This window comes from Cryobacterium sp. TMB1-7, assembly GCF_004402435.1.
In the GTDB taxonomy this organism is placed as follows: Bacteria; Actinomycetota; Actinomycetes; order Actinomycetales; family Microbacteriaceae; genus Cryobacterium; species Cryobacterium zongtaii.
On record NZ_SOFZ01000030.1, the window covers coordinates 24,756 to 47,882 of the forward strand.

The 23,127-nt window shown below is 62.9% G+C and carries 25 protein-coding genes; 20 read left to right on the top strand and 5 right to left on the bottom strand.

The features are described 5' to 3' along the window. Positions 1–17 precede the first annotated feature (17 nt). From E3O60_RS16845 to E3O60_RS16930, 19 genes are all read left to right on the top strand, one after another. Complete coding sequence (locus E3O60_RS16845; protein WP_088458213.1) at positions 18–1,367, top strand: ATPase; 1,350 nt, start codon at positions 18–20, stop codon at positions 1,365–1,367. Further along, a complete protein-coding gene (locus E3O60_RS16850) occupies positions 1,364–1,858 on the top strand; it encodes a hypothetical protein (protein WP_134480672.1) in 495 nt (164 codons plus the stop codon). The genes E3O60_RS16845 and E3O60_RS16850 overlap by 4 nt, the downstream gene beginning before the upstream one ends. A gap of 6 nt (positions 1,859–1,864) precedes the next feature. Then, on the top strand, positions 1,865–2,977 hold the full coding sequence (locus E3O60_RS16855; RefSeq protein ID WP_240632532.1) for a M23 family metallopeptidase: 1,113 nt from the start codon (positions 1,865–1,867) through the stop codon (positions 2,975–2,977). Further along, entirely contained in the window at positions 2,974–3,417 is a 444-nt protein-coding gene (locus E3O60_RS18575) for a hypothetical protein (protein ID WP_166789014.1), read from the top strand. The genes E3O60_RS16855 and E3O60_RS18575 overlap by 4 nt, the downstream gene beginning before the upstream one ends. Positions 3,418–3,474: 57 nt before the next feature. Beyond that, positions 3,475–3,705, top strand: coding sequence for a hypothetical protein (locus E3O60_RS16865; RefSeq protein WP_088458210.1), 231 nt, complete (start codon positions 3,475–3,477; stop codon positions 3,703–3,705). 273 nt (positions 3,706–3,978) lie between these two features. Then, entirely contained in the window at positions 3,979–5,832 is a 1,854-nt protein-coding gene (locus E3O60_RS16870) for a hypothetical protein (RefSeq protein ID WP_241983677.1), read from the top strand. A gap of 241 nt (positions 5,833–6,073) precedes the next feature. Beyond that, entirely contained in the window at positions 6,074–7,480 is a 1,407-nt protein-coding gene (locus tag E3O60_RS16875; protein ID WP_088458209.1) for a ParB/RepB/Spo0J family partition protein, read from the top strand. Between the two features lie 440 nt (positions 7,481–7,920). Further along, complete coding sequence (locus E3O60_RS18580) at positions 7,921–8,073, top strand: hypothetical protein (protein WP_166789015.1); 153 nt, start codon at positions 7,921–7,923, stop codon at positions 8,071–8,073. A gap of 18 nt (positions 8,074–8,091) precedes the next feature. Further along, the gene (locus E3O60_RS16880; protein WP_088458208.1) at positions 8,092–8,280 is read left to right on the top strand and encodes a hypothetical protein; all 189 of its coding nucleotides are present in this window, start codon (positions 8,092–8,094) and stop codon (positions 8,278–8,280) included. Then, positions 8,280–9,215: a DUF3560 domain-containing protein gene (locus E3O60_RS16885; RefSeq protein ID WP_088458207.1), complete on the top strand. Its 936-nt coding sequence runs from the start codon at positions 8,280–8,282 to the stop codon at positions 9,213–9,215. Before E3O60_RS16880 ends, E3O60_RS16885 begins: the two co-directional genes overlap by 1 nt. Before the next feature lie 138 nt (positions 9,216–9,353). Next, positions 9,354–9,791 carry a hypothetical protein gene (locus tag E3O60_RS16890; RefSeq protein ID WP_088458206.1) on the top strand — a complete coding sequence of 146 codons (438 nt, stop codon included), beginning with the start codon at positions 9,354–9,356 and terminating at the stop codon, positions 9,789–9,791. Positions 9,792–10,153: 362 nt separating this feature from the next. Beyond that, entirely contained in the window at positions 10,154–10,573 is a 420-nt protein-coding gene (locus E3O60_RS16895) for a DUF3846 domain-containing protein (protein WP_166789016.1), read from the top strand. 28 nt (positions 10,574–10,601) lie between these two features. Then, a complete protein-coding gene (locus E3O60_RS16900) occupies positions 10,602–10,796 on the top strand; it encodes a hypothetical protein (protein WP_088458204.1) in 195 nt (64 codons plus the stop codon). A gap of 366 nt (positions 10,797–11,162) precedes the next feature. After that, a complete protein-coding gene (locus tag E3O60_RS16905) occupies positions 11,163–11,945 on the top strand; it encodes a ParA family protein (RefSeq protein WP_240632530.1) in 783 nt (260 codons plus the stop codon). Beyond that, a complete protein-coding gene (locus E3O60_RS16910) occupies positions 11,942–12,265 on the top strand; it encodes a hypothetical protein (protein ID WP_088458203.1) in 324 nt (107 codons plus the stop codon). The genes E3O60_RS16905 and E3O60_RS16910 overlap by 4 nt, the downstream gene beginning before the upstream one ends. A 260-nt stretch (positions 12,266–12,525) precedes the next feature. Then, positions 12,526–12,687 carry a glutaredoxin domain-containing protein gene (locus tag E3O60_RS16915; protein WP_121678519.1) on the top strand — a complete coding sequence of 54 codons (162 nt, stop codon included), beginning with the start codon at positions 12,526–12,528 and terminating at the stop codon, positions 12,685–12,687. A 46-nt stretch (positions 12,688–12,733) separates the two neighbouring features. After that, a complete protein-coding gene (locus E3O60_RS16920) occupies positions 12,734–13,102 on the top strand; it encodes a single-stranded DNA-binding protein (protein ID WP_088458201.1) in 369 nt (122 codons plus the stop codon). Between the two features lie 366 nt (positions 13,103–13,468). Next, positions 13,469–14,764, top strand: a complete 1,296-nt coding sequence (locus E3O60_RS16925; protein ID WP_088458200.1) for a DNA cytosine methyltransferase — start codon at positions 13,469–13,471, stop codon at positions 14,762–14,764. Positions 14,765–14,766: 2 nt separating this feature from the next. Continuing rightward, entirely contained in the window at positions 14,767–15,582 is an 816-nt protein-coding gene (locus tag E3O60_RS16930) for an endonuclease (RefSeq protein ID WP_088458199.1), read from the top strand. Between the two features lie 47 nt (positions 15,583–15,629). On the opposite strand, the gene E3O60_RS16935 is transcribed toward E3O60_RS16930, so the two are convergent. The 3 genes from E3O60_RS16935 to E3O60_RS16945 form a co-directional block, all read right to left on the bottom strand. Next, positions 15,630–15,818, bottom strand: a complete 189-nt coding sequence (locus tag E3O60_RS16935; RefSeq protein WP_088458198.1) for a hypothetical protein — start codon at positions 15,816–15,818, stop codon at positions 15,630–15,632. Between the two features lie 1,353 nt (positions 15,819–17,171). Next, positions 17,172–17,741, bottom strand: coding sequence for a DUF4232 domain-containing protein (locus E3O60_RS16940; RefSeq protein ID WP_166789017.1), 570 nt, complete (start codon positions 17,739–17,741; stop codon positions 17,172–17,174). Between the two features lie 522 nt (positions 17,742–18,263). After that, positions 18,264–20,531, bottom strand: coding sequence for a GH25 family lysozyme (locus tag E3O60_RS16945; protein ID WP_088458196.1), 2,268 nt, complete (start codon positions 20,529–20,531; stop codon positions 18,264–18,266). Positions 20,532–20,751: 220 nt separating this feature from the next. On the opposite strand from E3O60_RS16945, the gene E3O60_RS19180 reads away from it, so the two are divergent. Continuing rightward, entirely contained in the window at positions 20,752–21,165 is a 414-nt protein-coding gene (locus E3O60_RS19180; RefSeq protein WP_088458195.1) for a leucine zipper domain-containing protein, read from the top strand. 153 nt (positions 21,166–21,318) lie between these two features. Here the strand turns inward: E3O60_RS19180 and E3O60_RS16955 are convergent, their stop codons facing one another. Together E3O60_RS16955 and E3O60_RS16960 are read right to left on the bottom strand one after the other, a co-directional pair. Next, positions 21,319–21,915, bottom strand: a complete 597-nt coding sequence (locus tag E3O60_RS16955; protein WP_088458194.1) for a recombinase family protein — start codon at positions 21,913–21,915, stop codon at positions 21,319–21,321. A gap of 275 nt (positions 21,916–22,190) precedes the next feature. Then, positions 22,191–23,127, bottom strand: a 937-nt coding sequence (locus E3O60_RS16960) for an IS256 family transposase (RefSeq protein WP_241990565.1), incomplete at its 5' end; no start/stop codon positions are given.

Here is a 23,127-nt window from a genome sequence, read left to right on the forward strand (position 1 = left end):
AAATCGAAAGGCCGACTATGGCTCAGCACGATCCAGACCAGCCCACCATCTACGCGACTGTTCGGGGCGACCTGACTGGCGTCCTCGACGTCGACGGCGTGAAGCACGACGTCACCGGGACGGACGATGCCGATGTGCGCACCCAGATCTTCTCTCAGGTGACGGGCCGCGCCCGCATGGCTGGACGTCCCGTGCTGTTGGTCACCGATGACGCGCTGGGCCAGGGTCGGCTGAACGTTCACCCTGACGGCAAGGTGGAGGCCGTGGGCGATTTCGTCTACAACGAAAAAGACGACACCACGCCCTCGCGGATCGTCACTGCACCACCCGCCGCCCAGAGCAAGGTTAAGGACGCGCCAGCAGTCGCACCCGCCGCGATGATCAGCCCGCCGCCGGCCACGACCAGGGCGGCAATCAAGGACGCAGCCGAGCCCGTCGTCACCAGTGAGCGCCGCGCTGCACGAGCATCCTTCCTCGTTCAGGAAACCCCGCAGGAGCCCGCGTCGAGAGGCTGGCGCGGAATGCTCAGCCGGGCCGGAATCCAGGTCGCCCCATCCGCTGAGGAAATGGCCGAACGTGCCGACGTGCACGCGGTTAGTCAGCACTGGGCAGGCCCGCGAACTATCTCCATCGTGAACGGCAAAGGCGGGGCCAACAAGACGCCCTCGACCGCGATCCTGGCGGCCGTGTTCGCCCGCTACGGCGGATCCGGGGTACTCGCATGGGATAACAACGAGACGCGCGGCACGCTCGGCTGGCGCACGGAACAAGGCGGCCACGACGCCACCGTGCAGGACTTGCTGCCCCAGACCAACCGCCTACTCTCGCCCGGCGCGCAATCGTCGGATCTGGCGCACTACGTGCACCACCAGACCGGCGACAAGTACGACGTGCTTCGCTCCAACCCCATCGTCTTGTCAGCCGAACAGAAGATCACCCGCGCAGAGTTCGACTCACTCCACCAGGTCGCCAGCAAATACTTCCGGCTCGTGTTCGTTGACTCCGGCAACGACGAGAGCGCCGAACGCTGGCAGCAGATGATCGAGCGGACAAACCAGCTCGTCATCGCCACGACCGCCCTCGACGAATCCGCCGAGGCCGGCGCCCTCCTGCTCGAAGCACTCGCGCAGCGCGACGAGCGTTCCGCGCAGCTCGCAGCCAACGCCGTCGTCATCGTCTCTCAGTCCGAAAAAACGGCCAGCGGCGCCCAGGCGATCGCGGACGGCTTCGCCGTTCTCGCCCGCCGCGCTGTCACCATCCCGTATGACGACGCGCTGCACGGCGGAAAGCTCCGCTACGACGCTCTGGCTCCCGCTACGAAGCGCGCATGGCTCGCAGCTGCAGCAGCCGTCGCAGAGGGCCTGTGAGGGCTGTAACGGCCATTCTGGCCGTCACGGTAACCGTCGCGGGACTCTCTGCCTGCTCCACGCAGGCCGACGTCACACCGGCGTCCACCTCGAGCGCGATTCCAACAGAGTCGGCACCAGTTGACGACCTGCACGACGGAATCGAGATTGCCACGCCGGCGCCGGCTGACGAGACGAGCGTTGCTGCCGCGGTGACCGTCGCAGAGAAACTAATGACTGCGTTCGCTCGCCCAGGCGTCGATGAAACGACGTGGATCAATGGCCTGTATCCATACCTCACCCAGGAAGCAGGCACGGCATACGCCGGTACCAACCCCGCCAAGGTGCCCGTGAACGAAGTCACGGGCGCAGGATCCGTCGTTGACGGAGCCACCGAATACGCGCTGCTCGTGAGCGTCCCGACGAACATCGGGCCCTACGTCGTTTCACTCACTCGCCAGGCTCCGACCGACGCGTGGCTGGCCGACCGACTCACACCCCCAGCCAGGTAGACAACCGTGGGGGAAAAGAACGGCTCTGGGGGCGCAATCGTCTTGTTGCTAGTACCCGTCCTAGTAATCGGCGGGATTTTCGGGATCTTTCTGATTCTCATGGGAGGTGGCAGTAGCGCCGCGGCCGCGTGCGGCGGCGGCACTGCCTCAACCGTCGACGTCTCCAAGGTCCCTTCGGGACCGATAGCCGGCTTCGACCACGACCAGCTTGTGGTCGCCGCGGGGATCATGAACGCGGCAAAGCAGCTCGGCCTAAACGCGCGGGCGCAGCAGCTCGGCGTCATGACGGCTATGGGTGAATCCAGCCTCCAATCGCTCACGTACGGTGACAACGCGATTAACCCAGACGGATCAATTGCCGATTCAATCGGTCCCTTCCAGCAGCAAAGCAGCTGGGGAACCACCGAAGAGCGTCTCGACCCGTTCACATCTGCCACCAAGTTCTATGAGCGACTTCCGGGCGTAGCGAACTGGGAATCGATTGAACCGACGCTCGCCGCACATGCCGTCCAGGGAAACGCCGATCCCTACTTCTACACAACGTATTGGGACGGTGCTGGACAGATCACCGCGGCCCTCAATGGCGACACCAGCCAAGAGGGAGCGGCCGCTGCGCCGGCATCGGGAGGCTGCGCTGACGGCCCCGTAGGGTTCCCGCTCACAAAGCCGTTCAACATGAGCGATAACTATGGCCCCCGGCCAGGTCGTGTCGCAGGTGCCAGCACTTACCACCCCGCAGACGACCTCTCAGGCGCTTGCGGGACGCCGGTCTACGCGATCGCCCCCGGCACGGTCACTCTTTCCGATCGGCTTACCCTCTCGGTCAAGAGCCCGGAGGGCTACATCGTCTCCTACCTCCACAGTCACGTGACGGATCGAGCCGTAGCGGTGGGTGACCAGGTGGCCATCGGTCAGCAAATCACGGCGATCGGAAATGAAGCACCTAGTACCGGTTGCCACCTTGATATCAGGGTCAGCGCCTTTGGAACTACCAACGCAGATGTTGCAGCACTCGCAAATGACTCGCTTGCTCCTAACTGGGTAGATCCCGAACAGTTCTATGCGCTGTTTGGCCAGACCTTGTGCGACGACACCTGTTCACGGAACTACGACGAATGAGCTTCATCCCTGCCTACCCCCGGATCGACGCGACGATCCGCGAGAACCTGACCGGCGAACTCACGATCAACGGAACCTCTCTCCCGCTGGTCGCCGTCGACCTGGCCCGGCTCCGTGCGGGCGTGATCGCCCGCTGCACGGCGACCGCCCGCCAGGTGCACCGGCCCGTCCGAGTCCACGTCATCGACGTAGCCGGCACCTACGCTCTGGCCATCCACCCGGACGCGTACGTGCAGATCCTCGACGCCTCCGGCAACACGGCTGACCTCGCCGCGGGCGCAGCGCGGCCGGTCAACAGCTCGCCCTGCCGCAGCTGTGGCATTAGCAGCCCGCTGTCCGCCACCGCTTGCCCGGCGTGCCAACTCAGCGACCCTCACGATGTGCAGGCCGCCCCAGCATCAGCGCGCGTTTGTGGACCGGCACGAAATGAGGGCGAATAAATGCGACACGCCCACACCGTTGGCGCGTTAACCATGGGGCTAGGGTTCAATTGATCTATGGCTACTCGACGTCGCGCACGCGGCACACTGAAAGACCCGATTTCCATCGGGTACGAGGTTGAGCGTGCGTCAAAAGAGCGGTTCGACTCGATCGCGGAGAGCGCAGGAGTTTCTTCTGCCGTGTTCTTTGAGCGCTTGGTTGCTCAGATCGAGGTTGACGAAAGTACGAACCTGCCCGTGTGGTGGCCCAAGCAGACCAACGAGGAGCTGCCCATCGACTCCGATTAACGCATAAGGCCCGTCGTTTTCACGACGGGCCTTGAAGCATTGGTGCTCAAACCCTCTCAGCTGCCAGGCACGAGGTTCGAGCTCTTCCAGTAAAGATCCGGTTGAACCGGGCCTTTGAAGTACCACCAACCGGAGGAAGGTGATGACCTGATAGTACCTGATAGCGCTGTTTTCGACCGCAAAACGCGCCAAGATATTTCCGGCGTGTCCTCCAAAACGTGGACAGCCTGGGATTTGACGCGACGAATCAGCCCCCGCGACCAGGTGCGCGTGATGAAACGGGACGCCTACGGCCGTCTCGACGAGAACGCCTATCCCAGCGTGCAACGCGTCGGGCCGCACTCCCCCACGACGCCGTGGGCGATGAACCTGGCCGACGAACGCGGATTCTTCCGGGTCCTCTGCTTCGACTTCGACGGCAAGATCAAGGGCGAGGTCGACGTCGACCTCATGGAACAGGCTCACGACGAGTGCGACGCACTCTCCCGCATCCTCGACAGCCTGTCGATCGCGCACGTCGTCTGCCAGTCCTCCGGCACCGGCGGCCGGCACATCTGGATTGCCCTCCGCGAGGGCGCGGCGGCCGGGCGCATGGTCACCCTCTCCGGCGCAGCACACGCCAACTTCGGCACCCTCGACCACGGCATGCTCAACAACCCGCGTACCGGCGCCGCCCGCCCGCCCCTGTCGCCGCACCGCGACGGCAGCAGCTCCACCGTGCTCTGGGGCGACCTCGACGCCCTCACCGCCGCCACAACGACGCTCGACGACCTCGACGCCCTCACCGCGGCTCTCGACACGCGCAAGCCGGCGCTGCGCGTAGCCGGCAGCGCCCCGGCCGGTCCGGTGAACGAGCACCACAGGGCGCACCGCACCCTCAGCCGCGCAGGCACCGCCCACATGGCCACGATCGGCGGCGGCAGCAACCCCAGCTGGACCGGGTTTGCGTGCCTGCTCTCCGCAGCCAACGCCGGATGGACGCTAGGCGACGTCGCGCACGCAGCGAAGAGCGCGCCGGGCATGGAGCACTACCGCACCAAGAACAACGGCCGAGGCAGCCGCCACAACCGAACCACGGGCGAAGCCCGCGCCCGACTGGAACGCCAGTGGGCCAAGGCCCTGCAGTTCGCGGCCGTACAACGCCCGCTGCCGGCTTCCCGTGAGCCCGCCGACCTCACGGAGCTGAACGCCCTCGTCACCGACGTAGACGTGCTCCTGAGCCGCCTGACGGCTTCCCCCGGCCGGTGGGGTCGCACCGAGAAGGCAATCTCGCAGCGCACAATCCTGCTCTCCCTGGCCTACCTGACCCTGCAGACCGGGAAACGGGTCGTAGCGGCCTCCACCCGCGACCTGGCACTCATGGGAGGGCTCGGCCGCACCACGGCCGCAGACGCCCTCACAGCCCTCGCACGGGATGGATTCATCGAACGAGTGACGCCCTGCGATGACGGCAACGCCGCCGAATGGCGCCTACTCCGCGAGTTTTCCACAACCCCCGGTACAGTCCGGCCACAACTACTCAATAACCCCCGCCCCCCCTCCGAACTCTTTAACCTCAGGGCCGCGTTGGTCACTGAGCTCGAGAACCAACTCACCGACCAGCGCCACGACCTGTTCACCCGTGCTGGCCTTGGACACCTCGCCGGGAAGGTCTACGCACTCCTACGCCAGATCCCCGCACTGACCGTTGAAACCGCTGCTCGTCTACTGGGTGTCTCGACTAGGCACACCGCTACCATCCTCAGCCGGCTCCGCCGTCACAAGCTCATCGTCAAACACTCCGAGGGCTGGGCCAGGTCCAAGAGGGATCTTCGGGACCATGCAGCTCGCACCGAGGGAGTAGCCGGCGCCCTGGCTGATCGAACCGAACGGTATCGAGCCGAACGTGAAGTGTGGGCATGGTGGCACGCAGAAATTGACCGGATGACCACAGCGCCTCGAGCCCGCATGCGCCGACTCCACGTCACGAGCCGCACTCTCGAATTCACCGACAGCCGGCCAGGTGAACGCAGCTGGCCGCTCTACCCCCGCGACCGCGACGGCCGGGGTGATCACCGCATGGCCCGCTATTGGGCCGTCAACGGAATGTTGGCCCCTGGTTCGCTCTGGTGGTCGAGCGCTGCCTAATCGGCAGAGAAACCACCTCCGGTGAGCCCTGTGGGCCTGGGACCGCTGCGCGGCCGCCTTGTTTCTTTTTTTCGTCTGTCTGGCCGGTCATCGTAGTTCGCTCCGTGCCTTCGTTTCGGGCTTTCGCGGCATATCCTCGCTGCGCTGCGGTATTCCACGACCCTGCACTACAGCACTCCCGCTCTCAATCGATTTCTCTTGCCAGACAGGCCAAAAAAACAGTTGATGGAGAGAGAACCCAATGACTAACACCACCGTAAATGTCGGCACCATCGAGCACATTGACCCGAATCTGATCGTTGTAGAAGCCAACGTGCGCACCGAAGCTCAGCTCGGCCGCGAGTTCGTGGCCAGCATCAAGGCAAACGGCGTCCTGACGCCGATCCTCGCCCGGCGAGACGACCAGGGCAACATCATCGTGCGAGCAGGTCAGCGCCGCACCCTCGCCGCTCGTGAGGCCGGACTAGCCACCATCCCCGCTTACATCGTTGCCGCCGACGAAACGACCGTCGAGCGCATCGTGCAGCAGATGGCCGAGAACGATCACCGCGAGGCCGTCACCGACGCCGACCGGGTTGCCGCATTCCAGCAGTTGGCTTTCGAGGGACTGACCCCCGCCGTGATCGCCAAGCGACTGGGCAGCAAGCCCGCCACAGTCAAGGCCGGAATCGCTGTCGCAGAGAACGCCGTCGCGGCATCCGCCATCGTCAGCCACTCACTCACCCTCGACCAGGCTGCCGCGCTGATCGAGTTCGAGGGCGACGACGAAACCGTGTCCGTACTCATCGACATTGCCACCACCAGCCCCGAGCAGTTCGACCACGCAGCGCAGCGCGCACGCGACGACAAGCGGGTAGCGACGATGAAGGCAGACGCGGCCGCCGACCTGATCGCGCGCGGCTTCGAGGTTCTGGACCGCGACCGTGGATCCTACGAAACCGACTACACGAGCATCACCTACCTGACCACCGCAGACGGCGAATCAGTCACCGCCGAGCACATCGCTACCAGCGAAGGCCGCGCCGCCTACGTGTACGCGTACAGCAACAGCGACACGGCCACCGTGCGCTACTTCCTGAAAGACCCCAAGACTGCCGGATTCCGCAAGTCCAGCGGCAGCGGGGCCACCAGCGGCCCGATGACCGAAGAGCAGAAGCACGAACGTAAGACCCTGATCGCCAACAACAAGGCGTGGGCCAGCGCTGAGGTCGTGCGCCGCGAATGGCTGGCAGAGTTCCTGAGCCGTAAGACGCTCCCGAAGGATGCCACCCAGGCCATCACCGTGGGCCTGACCGTGCACCACAGCATGGTCGGCAAAGCCATCCAGAACGGAAACGTGCTCGCGCACACTCTGCTCGGCATGAAGCGGGCGAACTACGGGGATGCCGACAAGCTCGCTGCACTGGTGGAAAAGACCCCCACCAAGGCGCAGCACGTCAGCCTCGCAATCGTCCTGGCCGGTATCGAGGACAGCACCAGCAAGGAAACATGGCGATACCCGAACGCCACTAGCGCCCGATACTTCGAGCAGCTGGCAGCATGGGGCTACGGCCTCAGCGACGTTGAGCAAATCGTGATCGACACCGTTGCGGAGAAGGCCGCGACCAAGGCAGTCGAAGCCGTAGCCGCTAAGGGCACTCAGGAGTAGCTTCTTCCCCGACCCGGCGCGACAGTACCCGAAACTGTCGCGCCGGGTTCTTCCGTCCCCGGCACCGGCACGGAGGCCGGAACCTGCACCCAGGCACACGCCCCTGACGGGCCGTGACAGAACAGCGGCGCGGCCGCTGTACCCATCCCCCAATTTGAGCCGTTGCGCGGCCGGGGGATATCAGAGTGATATCACTCTGAAACCACGACGGCGATGCCGTCGCAAGCAATTTGGAGCCGCTGCGCGGCACTGTCCCAAGGGCCTTTTTGTCCTTTCTGGCGTTTCACCGTAGCTCCCTCCCGTGCCTCCGTGCCCAAATTCTCGGACGCGCCCTGCGGGCTTATTTCGCCCGAGAATCCGTGCACTACGCACTCCCGGTCGCTATCGATTTCTCTTGCCAGATAGGGCAAAAAAACAGTTGTTCAAGAGGGAGAGAACCCATGGCTGAGTCAGATTACCCGTACGAGAACACCTATCCCCGGGAGCGCTACGCCGGTGGGTGCGCCTGCAGCGGTTGCCGGTCCGAAGGTGCCGCAGACACTCAGCCGGGCGAAACCTGCACCGCCAGCCGCTACGCCGACAGCTTCGCCTAGACCGAGGGAAAAAGACTCATGCTCACCACTCAGCTTCCGCCCCTGACTCCCGGAGTGCTCGGGGCCGAAAGCCTGCTCAGCAGCGCCGACATGTCGACCTACTGGAACAGCCAGAGCTACCCCAACCCCCGCAGCCGGTTCGTCATCGTCATGACCCCGAACGGCTCCCGCGTCAACGCCAGTGCAACCCCGAGAGGAACCCGCTAATGCTCACCATCACCCACACCCACGAAGCCGGAACGATGATCGACGGGACCAGCCGAGGCGACGGAACCGCCGAAGTCCTCAAGTCCACCGGATGGCGCTGGGGTCGCAGCATCAGCGCATGGTTCGTCCCCCAGTCCCGCGACCGCCTGCCCAAGCTGCACACCATCACCCGCACCAAGACGGCGCTTGAAGCCGCCGGGTTCGAGGTCACAACCGAAATCGACAGCAGCCACCGCGCAACCGCCGACGTCGAGGCCGGAAAGATCGAGCGCCAGGCCGACCGGGTCGACGCCCTGGCCGCGAAGGCAGAGCGCAAGACCGGCGCGGAAGATGCTGCCTACGACAAGGCCCGCGCGGCGCTGGACCGGCTGCCCGAGGGAGGCGAGCCGATCAAGGTTGGCCACCACTCCGAAGGCCGCCACCGTAACGCGATCGCCAAAGCAGATACCGCCATGCGTAAATCAGTCGAAGCCAGCGCAGAGGCCACCGTCGCCCAGGCCCGCGCCGACGCGGCCACCCACACCACAGACGCCCGTTACAACCCGGTCACCGTGGCCAACCGCATCGAAACGTTGGGCGCTGAGCTCCGCAAGCTCGAACGCCGCATAACCGCGCAGTGCTACGGCGACACACGCGGCTACATCGACGCCACCGCCGAGCAGATCCAGGCCCGGGCGACACGCCTCGCCCCGCACATCGACGAGAAGCGCGACCAGATCGCCTACTGGGAAGCCGTACGCGCCGCCCAGGTCGCCAGCGGCACGGCCACCGGCTACGACCGCTCCACCGTCAAGAAGGGCGACCGGGTGAAGATCCGCGGCCAGTGGCGCGACGTCGTGCGCGCCAACCTCAAAACGGTCAGCGTCACCACCGGCTACACCTGGACCGACACCGCCCCGTACGCCGAGATTCAGCAGCTCGTGCGGCCCGAGTAGTCCCGCCCCAGCGGCCGGCCCACCCAGGGCCGGCCGTGAGGGGACACCCCCTCACACTCCCCCACCAAGTACAGCCGGCCCAGCCCGGCACCCACCTTCGAGAACGGTCCCGACACAGGGACGACAAGAGATCCGGCCATGATCATCACCTACCAACGTCCCGCCACGCTCGAGGCGCACCAGCTCGACCAGGACGTCCCCGACGCCGACCTCAGTCCCACCGGGGCGAGATATGGAACGACGACCGTCGACGTTGTCGGGATCCAGTGGAGCTGCAGCAGAGCACCCCACCCCGGCCAGGACGAACACCGCGCCGGTATCACTCCCCAAGGCGACGGCCCGAGTGGCGCCGTTGCGATCGCGTGGACGTACCAATACGCCACCGACGCGCAGCACGGCGACGTCGACCAGGCTGCCCCCACCCAGAGCATCACCGTCACCCTGTCTTTTCCCGATCGAGCTGCACGCGGCATCAACGCGGCCGCGCTGATCCGCAGCATGGTCGACGCCGGACTAGGCCACTTCTGGGAAGGCGACCAAGACGACGTAACCGCCAGGTCAACTGCCACCACCTGACCGCCGGGCCGACCCTCACGAGGTCGGCCGTGAGGGGGACGGCGCCCCCTCACACTCCCCCAGGTGAATCCGGCACGGAGGCCGGATCCACGCGGAGCCGGCTGCGCCGGCCTGACCCTGACAGAACTTTTCTTCCCTTGGTGGCCGATCATCGTAGTTCGCTCCGTGCCTGCGTCACCCACAATCTGGAGCGCGGTCGCAAGCTCCCTTATTTCGCACCAGATTGCGTGCACTACGGCACTCCCGCTCTCAATCGATTTCTCTTGCCACCAAGGGCAGAGAAACGGTGGACGACAACACAACCACTGCCCATGAGAGCCCGGGACCCCGCTTATCTCACCATCCTTGGAGAGGGAAACACCATGACCACCACCATCCGCAGCGTCAAGATCGACCCGACCGAAACCATCACCACGCTCGACCTGGACAGCGCGAAGGGTGACAACGACATCGCGGCCGCCATCGGCTGCCGTATGTTCGCCGTCGTCGACGTGGCCGACAGCATCGACCTTTTCGTCGATGATGAGGGACTCATCAACGGGTCGACCCTGAACCTGCCCGCAACCGTGCTCGCCCATCGGCTCGGCAACCCGACCGTGATCTTTGGAACCGCCATCGCAGTCGGCACCAACCCCGAAGGCCAAACCGTAGGGCTCAGCGATAGCCAGTTCGCGCGGGTCCAGAAGGCTTTCGCCCAAAAGCCCGACCCGGGAAGCGTCGACACGCTCATTGAGAACCTGTCGCCGTTCCCCACCATCGTCAGCATGCTCCGCAACATCTAGCAGCACGGGAGGAAGAGCAATGGTCACTATGAGCATCGAAACAATCCAGACGCGAGTCACCAAAATCGACGACAACAGTTGGAGCCGTACCCGTCAGCTCGCCAAGCGTGGCGAGGATCTGCACAGCCACGCACAAGCCGGATACACGCTGGCGCACACAGCAACGATCGCCAGCGCCGGATACGTGACCTTCGTCGACACCCTCACCCGCGTAAACGACTAACGACCCGGAGGGGCGGCCAGGGCCGCCCCTCCCCCAGCCGGAAGGCAACACCATGACCGAACGATTCTGCGCATGCGCCGACCACCAGAGCTTGCACCGCATGGACGACTTCGACCGCGCCCTAGCAATCGCCAAGAGCTGCCCCCAGTGCCTTGTCGAGGCCGACTAGCCAGGACCAACTGCCGGCTGGCCCTCGCGGGCCGGCCGGTGAGGGGCGACCCCCTCACACTCCCCCGTAGGCGCGATAGCGAAGTGTTGCCCGTTCTTCGAGTCGAATAATTAATGCATGAAAGACAGAAAGACAGAAAGACAGAAAGATAGAAAGACAGAATGCAGGAATGATTGACAGAAGGAATGCAAGCAGGAATGATTGAAAGCATGCAAACATTAATGGTCTACAGCGAATCGGGCGGCGTCTCGAAAACGACTACCGCCGTATCGATCGCAATGACCGCCGCCGACCAAGGCCGGCGGACGGTCCTGGTTGATCTTGACCCCCGTGCGGCAGCGACCAAATGGCTCGACGTCGCACCCTCCGGTGAAGGCCTCCACGTCGGCGCGATTCTCGGAGACGAAGACCCGCAAGGATGGGGCGAGGACTTGGCCGTGCAGTCCACCTGGTCAAAGAATCTCCGCGTGATTCCTTCCGCTCGCAACGTCTCCAACCGTGAGGCTGATCGAGCAGACCACGCCGAATTGAGACTACGAACGGCACTTGTCGGTATCTCCGCTGACCTGGTGGTTATCGACTGCCCCAACAGGCAGGGCGGCCCGCTCATCCTGTCAGCGTTGAATGCTGCCGACTCGATTGTTTATGCCGCCACGGCCTCCAGTGACGGCGTGGACGGCGTTGCAGGCGCACGGCGCACTGTCGAACAGTTCCGCCTCAGCAGGGAGCGCATCGGCGCACCCATCACGCTCTCAGAGGCCGGGATCGTCTGCGGCAGGGTCCAAGAGACAATCCCTTCCCGACCAGCCGTTGCCAGCACGGACGAGCTGCGCGACACCGGAATGCTTCTCATGCCCCTAGTGCCCGAAAGGGCAATCATTCAAGAAGTTCGCCTCACGGGGGAGTGGTACGGCAACTACAGGAAGGGCGCGCCCGTCGTGGCCGCCTACACCAAGATCGTGAACCAGGTGATTCGATGAGCGACCAGCAGCAAGATCGACCAGACCTCAGCCGCCGCCGCAAGCCGCAGGCGGCACCCGACGAACGCGTAGACCCGGTGGACTACCGCCAGAGCGCACCGACCCCCCAGGCCGCCCCTGTGGCCTTTCAGGCCCCCGTGGCTACGGCCGGCGCCGCACCGCGTCGCGGCCGCCCACGCCGCGAGGCCACGGTGCCGTTCAGTACCCGGCTGGCCCCCGATGTTCTCGAACTCATCGACGCAGCTTCGGCCGCGGAAGACGGCGCAACGATCCGTAGCGTTGTCGAGGCCGCCATACGCGAGAAGTACCAAACAAAATAGCCATTCAAGACGGTCACCGGCACGGAGGCCGGCACCGAGGGGAGCCGCTGTGCGGCACTGTAGAGCCTGTGATGGTTGCGTCTGTCTGGCCGTTCACCGTAGTTTGCTGCGTGCCTCTCGTTCCAGGCTTTCGCGGCATATCCTCACTCGCTGCGCCCGTTCCAGTGTTTCCACGACCCTGCACTGCGGCGTTCCCGCTCTCAATCGATTCCCTCTGCCAGACAGGCACGAAAAATTGTTGGTGGGGGAGGGGCGGAGTTATGAGTGAGTCAGTGGTCGTCTATACGTTGCCAGAGTGCCAGCCGTGTCGGATGACGAAGATGAAGCTTGACCAGGTGGGCGTCAGTTACACAGTCGTCGAGATGGAGTCCACCAGCTGGTCCGGGTTCCGGCCCGAAATCATCACCGCATTAGCCATCTAGTTCAGAACCGCACACAACCGCACAATCAACCGAAGAAACAGAGCACATGTCAACTCAGCGCACGATCATTGGGAACCTCGCCGCCGACGTCGACGTAGTGAAGGCCGGCAGTCTCAACATCACGAAGTTTAGAGTCATCGAGAACACGGGGGAGTATCGCGCCGGAAGGTACATGGAGCACGTGGACCCGACGACGCATTTCGTAGAAGCCAAGTTCGAGCTAGGCGAGAACGCAGCGGCGACGTTCCACAAGGGCGACGCGGTGATCGTCGTCGGTCGCGAGCACACCAACAGCTGGGGCGCCGAAGGATCCAAGACCTTTGGTCGAGTCATCGACGCCGACTACATCGGCGCCGACCTCAGTCGCGCCGTTGCGCAGATCCGCCGCAACAGGAAGCCAGACGACCAGGCGTAATCGACTCCGCGGCCGACGCCCCATCCAGGGGCGAGGGCTTCGCGCCGGTGACACGCACCATCGCAACGAACGCGCTGAAAGCGCTGACGAGCGTGATCGTCGAGCGGCACGCGCCACGACGAATAACGAAGCATAGCCACGCCCCATGAGCAACGCCCCTGGCCGTTCACTCTCCCGGCCGGGGGCGTTTTCACTGCCAGCGGGCTACACCGAAGACGCATTCAACAGTGCCAGCAGCCTCGAAACCTCAACCGCGTCTGACACTGGTTCAGGCGAGGAATCCCCACTGCCGGTGTGAGGCAGGCGACACGCGGCGCGGAGTCCTCGATTCGGCGAACATCGATCGACGAAGATAGTCTTTGACCCATGTTGATTGACGTTCGCCGGCCACTCGCAGTGGATCTCTTTGCAGGAGCCGGAGGCCTCTCGCTTGGCCTTGAACAGGCCGGGTACGAAATCGCGGCCGCCGTCGAGTACGATCCCATTCACGCCGCGGTACACGAGTTCAACTTCCCGCAAGGCAAGACGTTCTGCGCCGACGTGTCTAAGATATCTGGGGCTCAGATCCGCGAGGAATCCGAGATAGGTGACCGGGAGATCCATCTCGTAGCAGGCGGGCCGCCTTGCCAAGGCATCTCCATGATCGGTCGCCGCGCCATCGACGACCCCCGGAACTTGCTTCTGAAAGAGTTTGTTCGCGTTGTCCTCGAGCTGAAACCGCGCTACTTCCTGATGGAGAACGTGGCCGGACTCATGATCGGCGGGCATCGTCAGCTCATTGATGAGGTCGTGGAAACGGTTGAGGCCAGCGGCAACTACCGAGTCGTAACTCCGATTACGGTACTTCAGGCCGCGGAGTACGGCGCACCCCAGTCGCGGCGACGAGTCTTCCTCTTAGGAGCGCGTAACGACATCGAACTTCCTGAGTACCCCAAAGCGACTCACACCCCGCGCACCATCAAAGGGGACGTACCGAAAAGCTCGACGCTGCCACTCGGGCCGAGCGTGCTGGACGCACTGGGGGACCTCCCTGACGCCGACCTCTTCGACGAGCTGCTGCACGACGACAACATCGAATCTGTCGAATACGGAGCAGCAAGCCAGTACGCCTCCAGGCTGCGCGGCTCCAAGTCGGACCCCACTGATTTCTCCCGCCCTCGTCCGCGCATAGCCGACGAACTGACCTCATCCGCCCGTACCGTGCACACCAAAAAGTCAATCGACAGGTTCCGTGCCGCCGAGCCGGGCACGACTGAAAAAGTGAGTAGATTCTTGCGACTTCACCCCGACGGCCTCTGCAACACCCTTCGAGCTGGAACCGCATCGGACCGTGGAGCGTACACGGCGCCGCGGCCGATCCACCCGGTGCACTCGCGCGTCATAACTGTGCGAGAAGCGGCGCGCTTGCACGGCTACCCAGATTGGTTCAGGTTCCACGTCACAAAGTGGAACGGCTTCCGCCAAATTGGGAACTCTGTTCCTGCTCGACTAGGGCGTGCAGTTGGCGCCGCGATCCTCGCTGCTGACTGCGTGACGCCGACGAAGGGGAAGCCGGTCAAGCTCGGCTCGACCGACCTGCTGTATATGACTTCAGGCCAGGCCCATGAGCATTTTAAACTCACCGAACGAGTGATCCCGCAGCGTGATCGCAAGGTCGGCTGAGCGTGGCCGCGAAGGAACCACCCCGTTACGAGCAGATCCTCAACTGGGTTTTCAAACATCACTATCTCAAAGGCGATGTTCGCGTCGAGTGGGACAGGGAAGATCTCGACGTGGGTGCCGAGGCGCTGGGGCTGAAACGTGTCAAGAATTTGGGTGACATCCCCTACACATATCGCTTCAGGAAGGACATGCCCTCTGCAATCAACGCCACGGCTCTGAAGGGCATGGAATGGATCATCCGCGGCTCGGGAGATGGAAAGTACAGGTTCGACGCGATCCCCGCACAGATTCCGATCACGCCAAATCCGTCTCTGAGCGTGACGAAGATCCCCGACGCGACTCCGGAAATCATCGCTGCAGCAGCACTAAGTGACGAACAGGCGCTGCTGGCGAAGGTCCGCTATAACCGCCTCATCGATATCTTTCTGGGCGTGGCGTCGTACTCCTTGCAGAACCACCTTCGGACGAACGTCGCCGATATCGGACAGGTCGAAGTAGACGAGATCTACGCCGCCGTCGACCGGTATGGACGCCAGTTCATCCTGCCAGTACAGGCCAAAGGGGGATCGGACAGGCTCGGGATTACTCAAGTCGAGCAGGACATGGCGGCCTGCGCCGTGAAGTGGCCAGAAATGATTTGCCGCAACATCTCGGTGCAGTTCGCAGGTGACGGACTCATCGCGCTTTTCGACCTGACAGTGCAAGACGACCGAGTCGTCATCCGGCGAGAGGCTCACTACAAGCTCGTCTCGGCGAGTGATATCACCGCCGTAGACCTCCGGATCTACGACCTCGCTGCTGGTTACGAGGATGTGTAGGACCCCGTGTTTGATTCTCCGAGGTTCTTTATAGTGATGGACCTTTTCTAGTCCGTCTCGTACCCTGCCGGCAGATTGCCGAACCAGCCCGCTGCGAGCCGGTAGGCAATGAACCGGTGTTCGGGGTCAGCGTCCTCACGACGGATGTGCAGCTGCTGGCCATCCGGCTCAGTGACCACGACTCGGGAGCCGGGTTCACTGGGGTCGGCTGCGATCATGTACGGCTGATTCTCCATTCCACAAACGCTAGCGCTGATTCCTTTTGTCAGGTTCCGTGAAGCAGGAACCGGTGCGATTGCCAAGGAGTGTCGAGGCCCAAAGTTGTTGTTGTCGCTCACACCATTTACTCAGGTCTGGGACGCTTGCTGTTCAGGTGCGTCGAACTGCTCAACGAGCTCGTCTCGAAAACGGACATGGCTGCTGTCGCTTTCCGCCGCTTGAAGTCGCCCGTGGGATGCGACGTTGACACCCGCAATTCCAGGGCCGACCAAGCGCCACCAGCCGAGTGGAGACATGCTCAACGCTAAGGTTTGATCCAAGTCGCGTTGCGGATCCGCAGAATGGACGGCCGCCGATGGGTCGAAACGCTGGGCGAGCTTTCGGCGGAAGTGTGCGCACACGATTACCCGCTCGCCTTGCCAGGGTCCTCCAGTTTCGTGTGCAGATGAGGCTGGAGCTTCGGGCACCGAGCGACTCGGGCTTCGGGCACCGAGCGACTGGGGCTCCGGAGCGATCCGATCAGCAGCGTCCGGGAGCATGGTCTGGTCAAGGACGACGCTCGCTCGGCGATCATCGACCGATCCCCCCGAACCTCGGACGCTCGATATTCGGCCGAAATCGAGTTCCAAGGTGGACGATCTTGGCACGTCCGTTATGCCCACGGCTGAGGGGCCGCAGACGGCGACTGCATTCAATGTCGGTATCCATGGCCGGCCACGGCGGACAAAGATTAGGAGTCCCTCCTGATCGCCCACGGCAGCGAAGTGTTCAGACGTGGGGCCCAAGGGCTCAAGGCCAAAAGCTTCGCAGGCCTGTCCAGAAGTCTCAACCACATCAGCGACGGGCAGACCTACCTCACTCACGCAAAGAAGGTCGGAGCTGGAGAACGGCCCGTCGGTGGCATTTGCCAACGCCTTCCGAGCGATCAGCTCAAGGATAACGTCGTCAGGACCCTTGAAGTAGATCGACTCAGACTGCCATGGGGCAGGTTGGCTATATGTGTCAGCGCCCGATTTCTTGAGGGGCTGCACCCTTTCTGACAACCATCGGTGGGCTGCATGCACCTGGTTTTGCGGGATGGTGAAGGCTAGATGCATCGCGCCTTCTATGACTCGTCGGGGTACTAAGTTGATCACAGTGGTGCCGACCATCACTTGCGGAGGCACGCTCGATTCGGAGGCAGGCAATCCCAAAGTGTCACGGTAGAACCTCAAGGCCCCGATGGGATCTTGGCTGGGCAGATACACGCTTCGAATGCGCATGTCAACTGCCCACGACTACGTAGACGGTGGCGACGGGCCAGCCGCCTCGACGTGGATAAAGGGGGAGATTCCATCGATCCCCGAGGTCATCTCGGATCCATTGCCCAATTAGGAGATGACGTTGTCCTTCGTCGGCGCGATGCTGAACGTCAACCACCCCGCGGTGTCTTGGTCGCAAATTGCGAGATCCTTCACATCGGCCAGGACTTCCTGGCCGGTCTGAGGAATTCGAATCCGGATTGCATCCGCGCCTACGAGGTTGCAACTCGGGAAGTGGGCGCGGCCCCTGAAACCAATCAGCACGTAGGCTGCGCCCCCGGGTTCCACGGAGACTACCTGGTCCGGGATGTCGTTGAGTTGTGAAGCAGGTCCCCCCACGGTTTGACCGGACGAGTCGACCAAGGCAGCGTCCGGATACCCCGACAATTGGCAGCCCGTAGAGGCAGTGTTGGTCAGTTTTATGTAGAAGAGGCCGTCGTTCTCCGGATCCTCCGGATTGAAGATTTCCCTTGTCGACGTGAAATCGCAGCCCGCTGCGGGGACATCGGGCGTTGGTGAGGCGATTGCCGTGGGCGTCTCGCTTGATGTCGGCGACGCTGGGGAAGCTGAGTTCGTGGCGGCGGGCGCCGCGTTCGCGCAAGCCGTGAGTCCGACTGCCGCCAAAAGTAGAGTGGTCATCCCCATAATTTGGATTACCCCACGAGGTCGAACGTGCATTTAGTGCCCCCCATATTCGTCGTCGTTGTAGGTGCAGTATACGTTGGGCCGACGGGGCAGAAGCGGGCCCACCGGTGTGACGGCATGGGTGTCTGGTAGTGGCAGTCATTTTGGTTTATCCTTGCTTTTTCTCGTCTAGGCGCTTGCGCGGGCCAGGAGTGTTCGTGCCGTCGCGTTGCTGCCGCCACAGACGAAAGATTGGTGTGCTGATAATTTCGGCGATGATCTTGGTCAGAAGTGCTCCGATCAGGACGCCACCGTTCACGGTCGCGTAGACCCATCCCGGAATCACCCGGTCGACGCCGGGTTGAGCCAGCGTCGCCTGGACGCTTAGGAGAATTGCGTTTGCAGTGGGGATGAGAGCCCCCAGTACCCCTGCGATGTTCCGCCAAGACGCCGGCCGTTTGTTCTGTTGGGAAGAGCCCCGGGGCCCTTTCGAACCCCGGGGCGCTGTGGCGGACATGTTGTGTCGCTCTTGGTGGACTAACGAATCAGGTTCGAAAGTGCCGCGTACGTGCGTGGGCCGGGGATCCCGTCGAGGGGGCCAACGTAGCCGCCCACAGTTGCGAGCAACTGCAGCGTGGCGTATGTGTTTGTGCCCGGTACTCCATCGATGAGCCCCGTGTAGGAGCAGCCGGCGAAGATTGCCTGCAGAGCCTTCCATGAGAAGCTTCCAAGAGACCCGTCAGCTGGACCGGTGTATCCACCGATTCCCGCCATACGCTGGAGGGCGATGTAGGTATTCGTACCCGGCGCACCATCGATGGGACCTGTGTAGCCGAACCCCTGCAGAACGGTTTGGACGCCCTTCCACGAGTTCGTGCCCATCACGCCATCGATCACGCCCGTATAGCCGCCCTTCTGGGCCAGTCGCTGCAGCGCAGCGTAGGTTTTGCTGCCCGGGGCGCCATCACATGGGCCGGTGTAGCTGTAGCCGGTGAGTACGGTCTGCACACCCTTCCAGGAATTGACTCCGAGAGCACCATCCACGGCTCCGGTGTAGCCGCCGGCTTTGGCGATGCGCTGCAGGGTTTTCCCGTCAGCAGTCGAAATTGCACCGACGCCTCCTGCGACCGCGCTGAGGTAGCCTTCGAGGCCTATGTACGTGTTGGTGCCGGGCGCACCGTCGATGGGACCTGTGTATCCGTAGTCCTTCGCGAGCATCTGCAGGCCCTTGTAAGTGTTAGTCCCCGGGGCGCCGTCGATCGGGCCGTCGTAGTATCCACGGCTGTGGAGAAGGGTCTGAACCCCCTTCCAAGAGTTCGTGCCCATGACTCCGTCGACCGGGCCGGTGTAGCCGCCCTGCTTGGCAATCTTCTGCAGCGTTACTGCCTGAGCACTATTGATTGAACTCGGGGGTGTAGCCGGAGTGACCGCGCCGGTGGGCGGAATGGTTTCGCCATACGGCGGGGTCGCCCATCCGGTGAAAGCGCTGAGTTTTGCCATGTTGACATCCGTTTGGATGCCCCCGAGATAGCTCATTCCGTACTGGTGGATTGCCCAGTCCGGATAGTTCGGGTACTGAGGACTTCCGGCGGCATGATCGGGGTCGGCAATCCACAGCTTGGACCCCGTGGCTTGTGTGGTCGCCCAAGTCCTTGAGGCCGCGATGCTCCGCGTCGTGTAATGGAAAGCTGCCTTACCCGTAGCCGTCCTTACTGCGTTTACGAAAGCAGCAACGCGCGCGTCGTCCCAGACGACGCCGGAGTCGACGCCTTCATTGTCCAGCGCGAGAAGGTCACCGTCCCGGTAGTCATAGAGATGGTCCAGGAAGTACTTCGCGTCAGCCGCAGCCGTTCCAGTCCCGGCCACCCAGTAGTGACCCACGATCATGCCGGCGGTGCGTGCCGCATCCACGTTCTGGTGATACAAAGAATCCACGAAGATGGAAACATTCGACCCGCCGAGTCGCACGATCGCGAATTGAAATCCGGCATTTTTCACACCGGGGAAGTTCAGGCCGGTCTGATAGCGTGCCACGTCGATCCCGTACACTCCACGCTGCGTCGAGGGAATCGGAGTGCTTCCGGTGTGGTTGGTGACCCAGACTGCGACGCCTGCGTATGTCGCGGGACCTGGGGCGCCATCCAACGGACCCTTATAGCCACCCTCCTGCGCAAGCTTCTGCAGAGCCACGTACGTGTTCTGACCCGGGTTTCCGTCGATCGGGCCGGAGTAGCTGTAGCTGCGTAGAACAGACTGGACGCCTTTCCAGGTCGCGACACCGGGGATACCGTCGATTGGACCGGTATAACCCCCGATATGGGCGAGTCTCTGCAGGGTTTTTCCGTCTTCGGTTGCCACTGGTGCGACGGGCGGCTGGGGGCTGCTTCCCGCGTCGGAAAGTCTCTGACCAATTGAGTTATCGGTCCAACCGAGGTAATCCATTCCCGTTCGATTGTTGTAGAGCGGGATAGAGATAGTACCGGTGTGGTGGGTCCAATCGACCGTCATCGTTACGCTGCTCGCCATCATCACTCGTGAGCCCCCACCATCGAGGTCAAGTGCGACGTGCCCGTCACCGCCGCAGCAGTTCCACCAGTGGAAGGCGCCTCGCGGCGCACTGCTGTAGTTGGGGTTCACCTGCCCGCTGCTTCCACGGGCGTCGGAGGCGGAGGGGGCCGAGTCCATGAGCGTGGCATCCGAGATGAATGCCTGGCACAAGCCGGCCCAATCTCGGATGGAGCCGTTGTACCCGTTAACGGCCAGGCTTTGGCCGTTCGCTTCTGCTTGTGAAACTGTGATTGCCATTTGTTTGACTCGCTATTCTCTAAGAACCCCGACTCGCGATCGAGGCTCGCTTCGTTTTGAACAAGCCACAACGTATGTGGATATTTGCCAACGAAACCGACTCTTGCGGTTGCCTCAAAAACCTTGGTTTGGCCGAACAGATTGCCGACAATCGTGCTCCGCTGAACGCTGACAAGCGTGCTTGGGACATCGCTGACGTGTCCTTGGGGGGAACGTTTTCATGCTCGATGATTCAGAATTTTGGCTGTCCGTCTTCGGCGCAGTTGAGCGGCACGAGGGGACTCTGTCTTCGATTTGCACGCGATTCGGGATATCCCGACAGACCTATTACGTCTATCACCGACGCTTCGAGACTGAAGGAATGAAGGGCTTGAAACGTCGTTCGACTCGACCGCACAGCACGCCAGCGCGCATTCCGGAGGAGATCGAAATGGAGATAGTCCGCATCCGTGAGGAGAATCCTTGGTTAGGTGCTCGGGCGATCAGAACCGAAATGGAGTACGCCGACTCGTCACGTTCGTGGCCGCTGCCAGCGGTGTCCACAATCGCGCGTGTTCTCAAACGAAACGGATTCGACCACATTCAATATGCGGAGCCAGCCCTAAGAGGCGACGAGACGGAACGATGCCCGTGAGGGCGACGACTGCGGCGTCGGTTGTTACCGAATCACTACACGTAAGTGGCGCTTTGTCAGTGGGTTCAACTGTTGCTTCCGCGGGTTCGGCAGTTACGACCGGCTTGGCGGGGGCGCTTGGCCCTGGGGCGATCGCCCTCGTGCACAATTTCGCTAACTTGCGGCGATTTCGCTGGTAGTGAGGGCCTGCTGATGGCGGTAAAGAGTTGCTCGGCTCCAACCCACGAGGCGAGCTGCGTCTTCAGCGGTGCGCCCTTTCGCCCGGGCGTCGGTTGCAATCGCGAGTTTATCGGCGATCACGACCGGGTCTGAGAGCGGCCGGCCGAAGCGGGTGCCCGATTGGCGGGCTGCCGCGATGCCCGCGGTGACGCGTTCCACGATGAGTTCGCGTTCGTATTCGGCGAGGGTGGCCAGCATGTTCAGCATGAGCCGGCCGGTGGTGGTGGCCGGGTCGATGCCGTCCGAGATGGAGCGCACATTCACGCCGAGCTCCCGCAGCAGAGTGACTGTGTTCAGAACATCAATCAAAGAGCGTCCCAGGCGGTCTACCCGCCACACCACGACAGTGTCGCCTGGCTCGGCATGCTCGAGCAGCTTCCTCATCCCCGGCCGCTTGATCACGGTCTTACTCCCGGACGTAATGTCGGCGAACACGTCGCGCTTTTGCACCCCGTCGGCGACCAGCGCATCGTGCTGGAGTTGAGCGTCCTGGCTCGAAGTGCTGATGCGGGTGTAGCCAAGCAATCTCATACGCTCATTCTGCCTCGAAAAGCCCTATCCAGAGTCGTGAGACACAAACATCGGTGAGACGACTTTCCGAGACGCTCGGGCGCCACGAAATTGCGGGGGAGTGATGTGGTTTCTCGTACTCGTCTGCACGAATCTTCACATTCGTCTGCACGTCGCCACATGGTGCACAAATCGGATCATGCGAGTCACTAGTTCTGTTGCGCCGTCTCGTATCCAGGGTCACGTCCCGCTGAGTGGTGGAGTTTCTCAACACCGTGCGGGTCAGTTGTTCCAGCTTAGGCGGCGGCGAGTTCTGGGAGGATCACCGCCCCGTCGATGATCTCGATGGGGTTGTTCATGACGGCCAGCTCGAGCATGGATGCTTCGGAGAAGTAGCGTCTTTCGCCGGCTTCCCACTCGTCGTGCTGCTCGATCAAGACCGACCCGGCCAGGCGCAGCAGGGCCGCGGCGTTGGGGAACACGCCGACGATGTCGGTGCGTCGTTTGATCTCTTTGTTCACGCGTTCCAACGGGTTGGTGGACCAGATCTGGCGCCAGTGCCGCCTGGGGAACGCGGCGAAGGCGAGCAGGTCGGGTTGCGCGTCGACGAGCATCGTCGCGACCTTCGGGTGCGAGCGGCCGAGCATCGTGGTGACCTCGCGGAACTGCTTCTCGATGTGCTCCCGGTCGGGTTGGGCGAAGATGGTGCGGATGATCGAGGCGACCATCTCCTGCGATCCCTTCGGCACCACGGCCAAAACGTTGCGCATGAAGTGCACCCGGCAGCGTTGCCAGCCGGCGCCCTGGAACACGGTCCCGATGGCCTTCTTCAGCCCGGTGTGAGCGTCAGACATGACGAGCTTGACCCCGTCGAGGCCGCGGGTCTTCAACGACCGCAAGAAGCTGGTCCAGAAGCCCTCATTCTCGCTGTTACCAACGTCGAAGCCAAGCACTTCCCGGCGGCCGTCGGCGGCCACGCCGACCGCGACGACGATCGCCTGGGACACGATCCGGTGCCCGACCCGGGCCTTGCAGTAGGTCGCGTCAAGGAACACGTAGGGGAAGTCCTGGGCGGCGAGGGTGCGGTCACGAAACTCGGCCACCTCGGCGTCCAGTCCCGCGCAGATCCGGGATACCTCCGACTTGGAGATCCCGGTGTCAGCGCCGAGCGCCTTGACCAGGTCGTCGACTTTCCGGGTCGAGACACCGTGGACGTAGGCCTCCATCACGACC

Excerpts from the sequence above, each read along its gene's own strand:
- E3O60_RS16880 (WP_088458208.1), top strand. The coding sequence starts at position 8,092 with ATGCTCACCACTCAGCTTCCGCCCCTGACTCCCGGAGTGCTCGGGGCC.
- E3O60_RS16935 (WP_088458198.1), bottom strand. The coding sequence starts at position 15,818 with ATGGAGAATCAGCCGTACATGATCGCAGCCGACCCCAGTGAACCCGGC.
- E3O60_RS18575 (WP_166789014.1), top strand. The coding sequence starts at position 2,974 with ATGAGCTTCATCCCTGCCTACCCCCGGATCGACGCGACGATCCGCGAG.
- E3O60_RS16910 (WP_088458203.1), top strand. The coding sequence starts at position 11,942 with ATGAGCGACCAGCAGCAAGATCGACCAGACCTCAGCCGCCGCCGCAAG.
- E3O60_RS16905 (WP_240632530.1), top strand. The coding sequence starts at position 11,163 with ATGATTGAAAGCATGCAAACATTAATGGTCTACAGCGAATCGGGCGGC.
- E3O60_RS19180 (WP_088458195.1), top strand. The coding sequence starts at position 20,752 with ATGCTCGATGATTCAGAATTTTGGCTGTCCGTCTTCGGCGCAGTTGAG.
- E3O60_RS16865 (WP_088458210.1), top strand. The coding sequence starts at position 3,475 with ATGGCTACTCGACGTCGCGCACGCGGCACACTGAAAGACCCGATTTCC.
- E3O60_RS16945 (WP_088458196.1), bottom strand. The coding sequence starts at position 20,531 with ATGGCAATCACAGTTTCACAAGCAGAAGCGAACGGCCAAAGCCTGGCC.
- E3O60_RS16895 (WP_166789016.1), top strand. The coding sequence starts at position 10,154 with ATGACCACCACCATCCGCAGCGTCAAGATCGACCCGACCGAAACCATC.
- E3O60_RS16845 (WP_088458213.1), top strand. The coding sequence starts at position 18 with ATGGCTCAGCACGATCCAGACCAGCCCACCATCTACGCGACTGTTCGG.
- E3O60_RS16890 (WP_088458206.1), top strand. The coding sequence starts at position 9,354 with ATGATCATCACCTACCAACGTCCCGCCACGCTCGAGGCGCACCAGCTC.
- E3O60_RS16900 (WP_088458204.1), top strand. The coding sequence starts at position 10,602 with ATGAGCATCGAAACAATCCAGACGCGAGTCACCAAAATCGACGACAAC.
- E3O60_RS16915 (WP_121678519.1), top strand. The coding sequence starts at position 12,526 with ATGAGTGAGTCAGTGGTCGTCTATACGTTGCCAGAGTGCCAGCCGTGT.
- E3O60_RS18580 (WP_166789015.1), top strand. The coding sequence starts at position 7,921 with ATGGCTGAGTCAGATTACCCGTACGAGAACACCTATCCCCGGGAGCGC.
- E3O60_RS16875 (WP_088458209.1), top strand. The coding sequence starts at position 6,074 with ATGACTAACACCACCGTAAATGTCGGCACCATCGAGCACATTGACCCG.
- E3O60_RS16955 (WP_088458194.1), bottom strand. The coding sequence starts at position 21,915 with ATGAGATTGCTTGGCTACACCCGCATCAGCACTTCGAGCCAGGACGCT.
- E3O60_RS16925 (WP_088458200.1), top strand. The coding sequence starts at position 13,469 with ATGTTGATTGACGTTCGCCGGCCACTCGCAGTGGATCTCTTTGCAGGA.
- E3O60_RS16940 (WP_166789017.1), bottom strand. The coding sequence starts at position 17,741 with ATGACCACTCTACTTTTGGCGGCAGTCGGACTCACGGCTTGCGCGAAC.
- E3O60_RS16885 (WP_088458207.1), top strand. The coding sequence starts at position 8,280 with ATGCTCACCATCACCCACACCCACGAAGCCGGAACGATGATCGACGGG.
- E3O60_RS16920 (WP_088458201.1), top strand. The coding sequence starts at position 12,734 with ATGTCAACTCAGCGCACGATCATTGGGAACCTCGCCGCCGACGTCGAC.
- E3O60_RS16870 (WP_241983677.1), top strand. The coding sequence starts at position 3,979 with ATGAAACGGGACGCCTACGGCCGTCTCGACGAGAACGCCTATCCCAGC.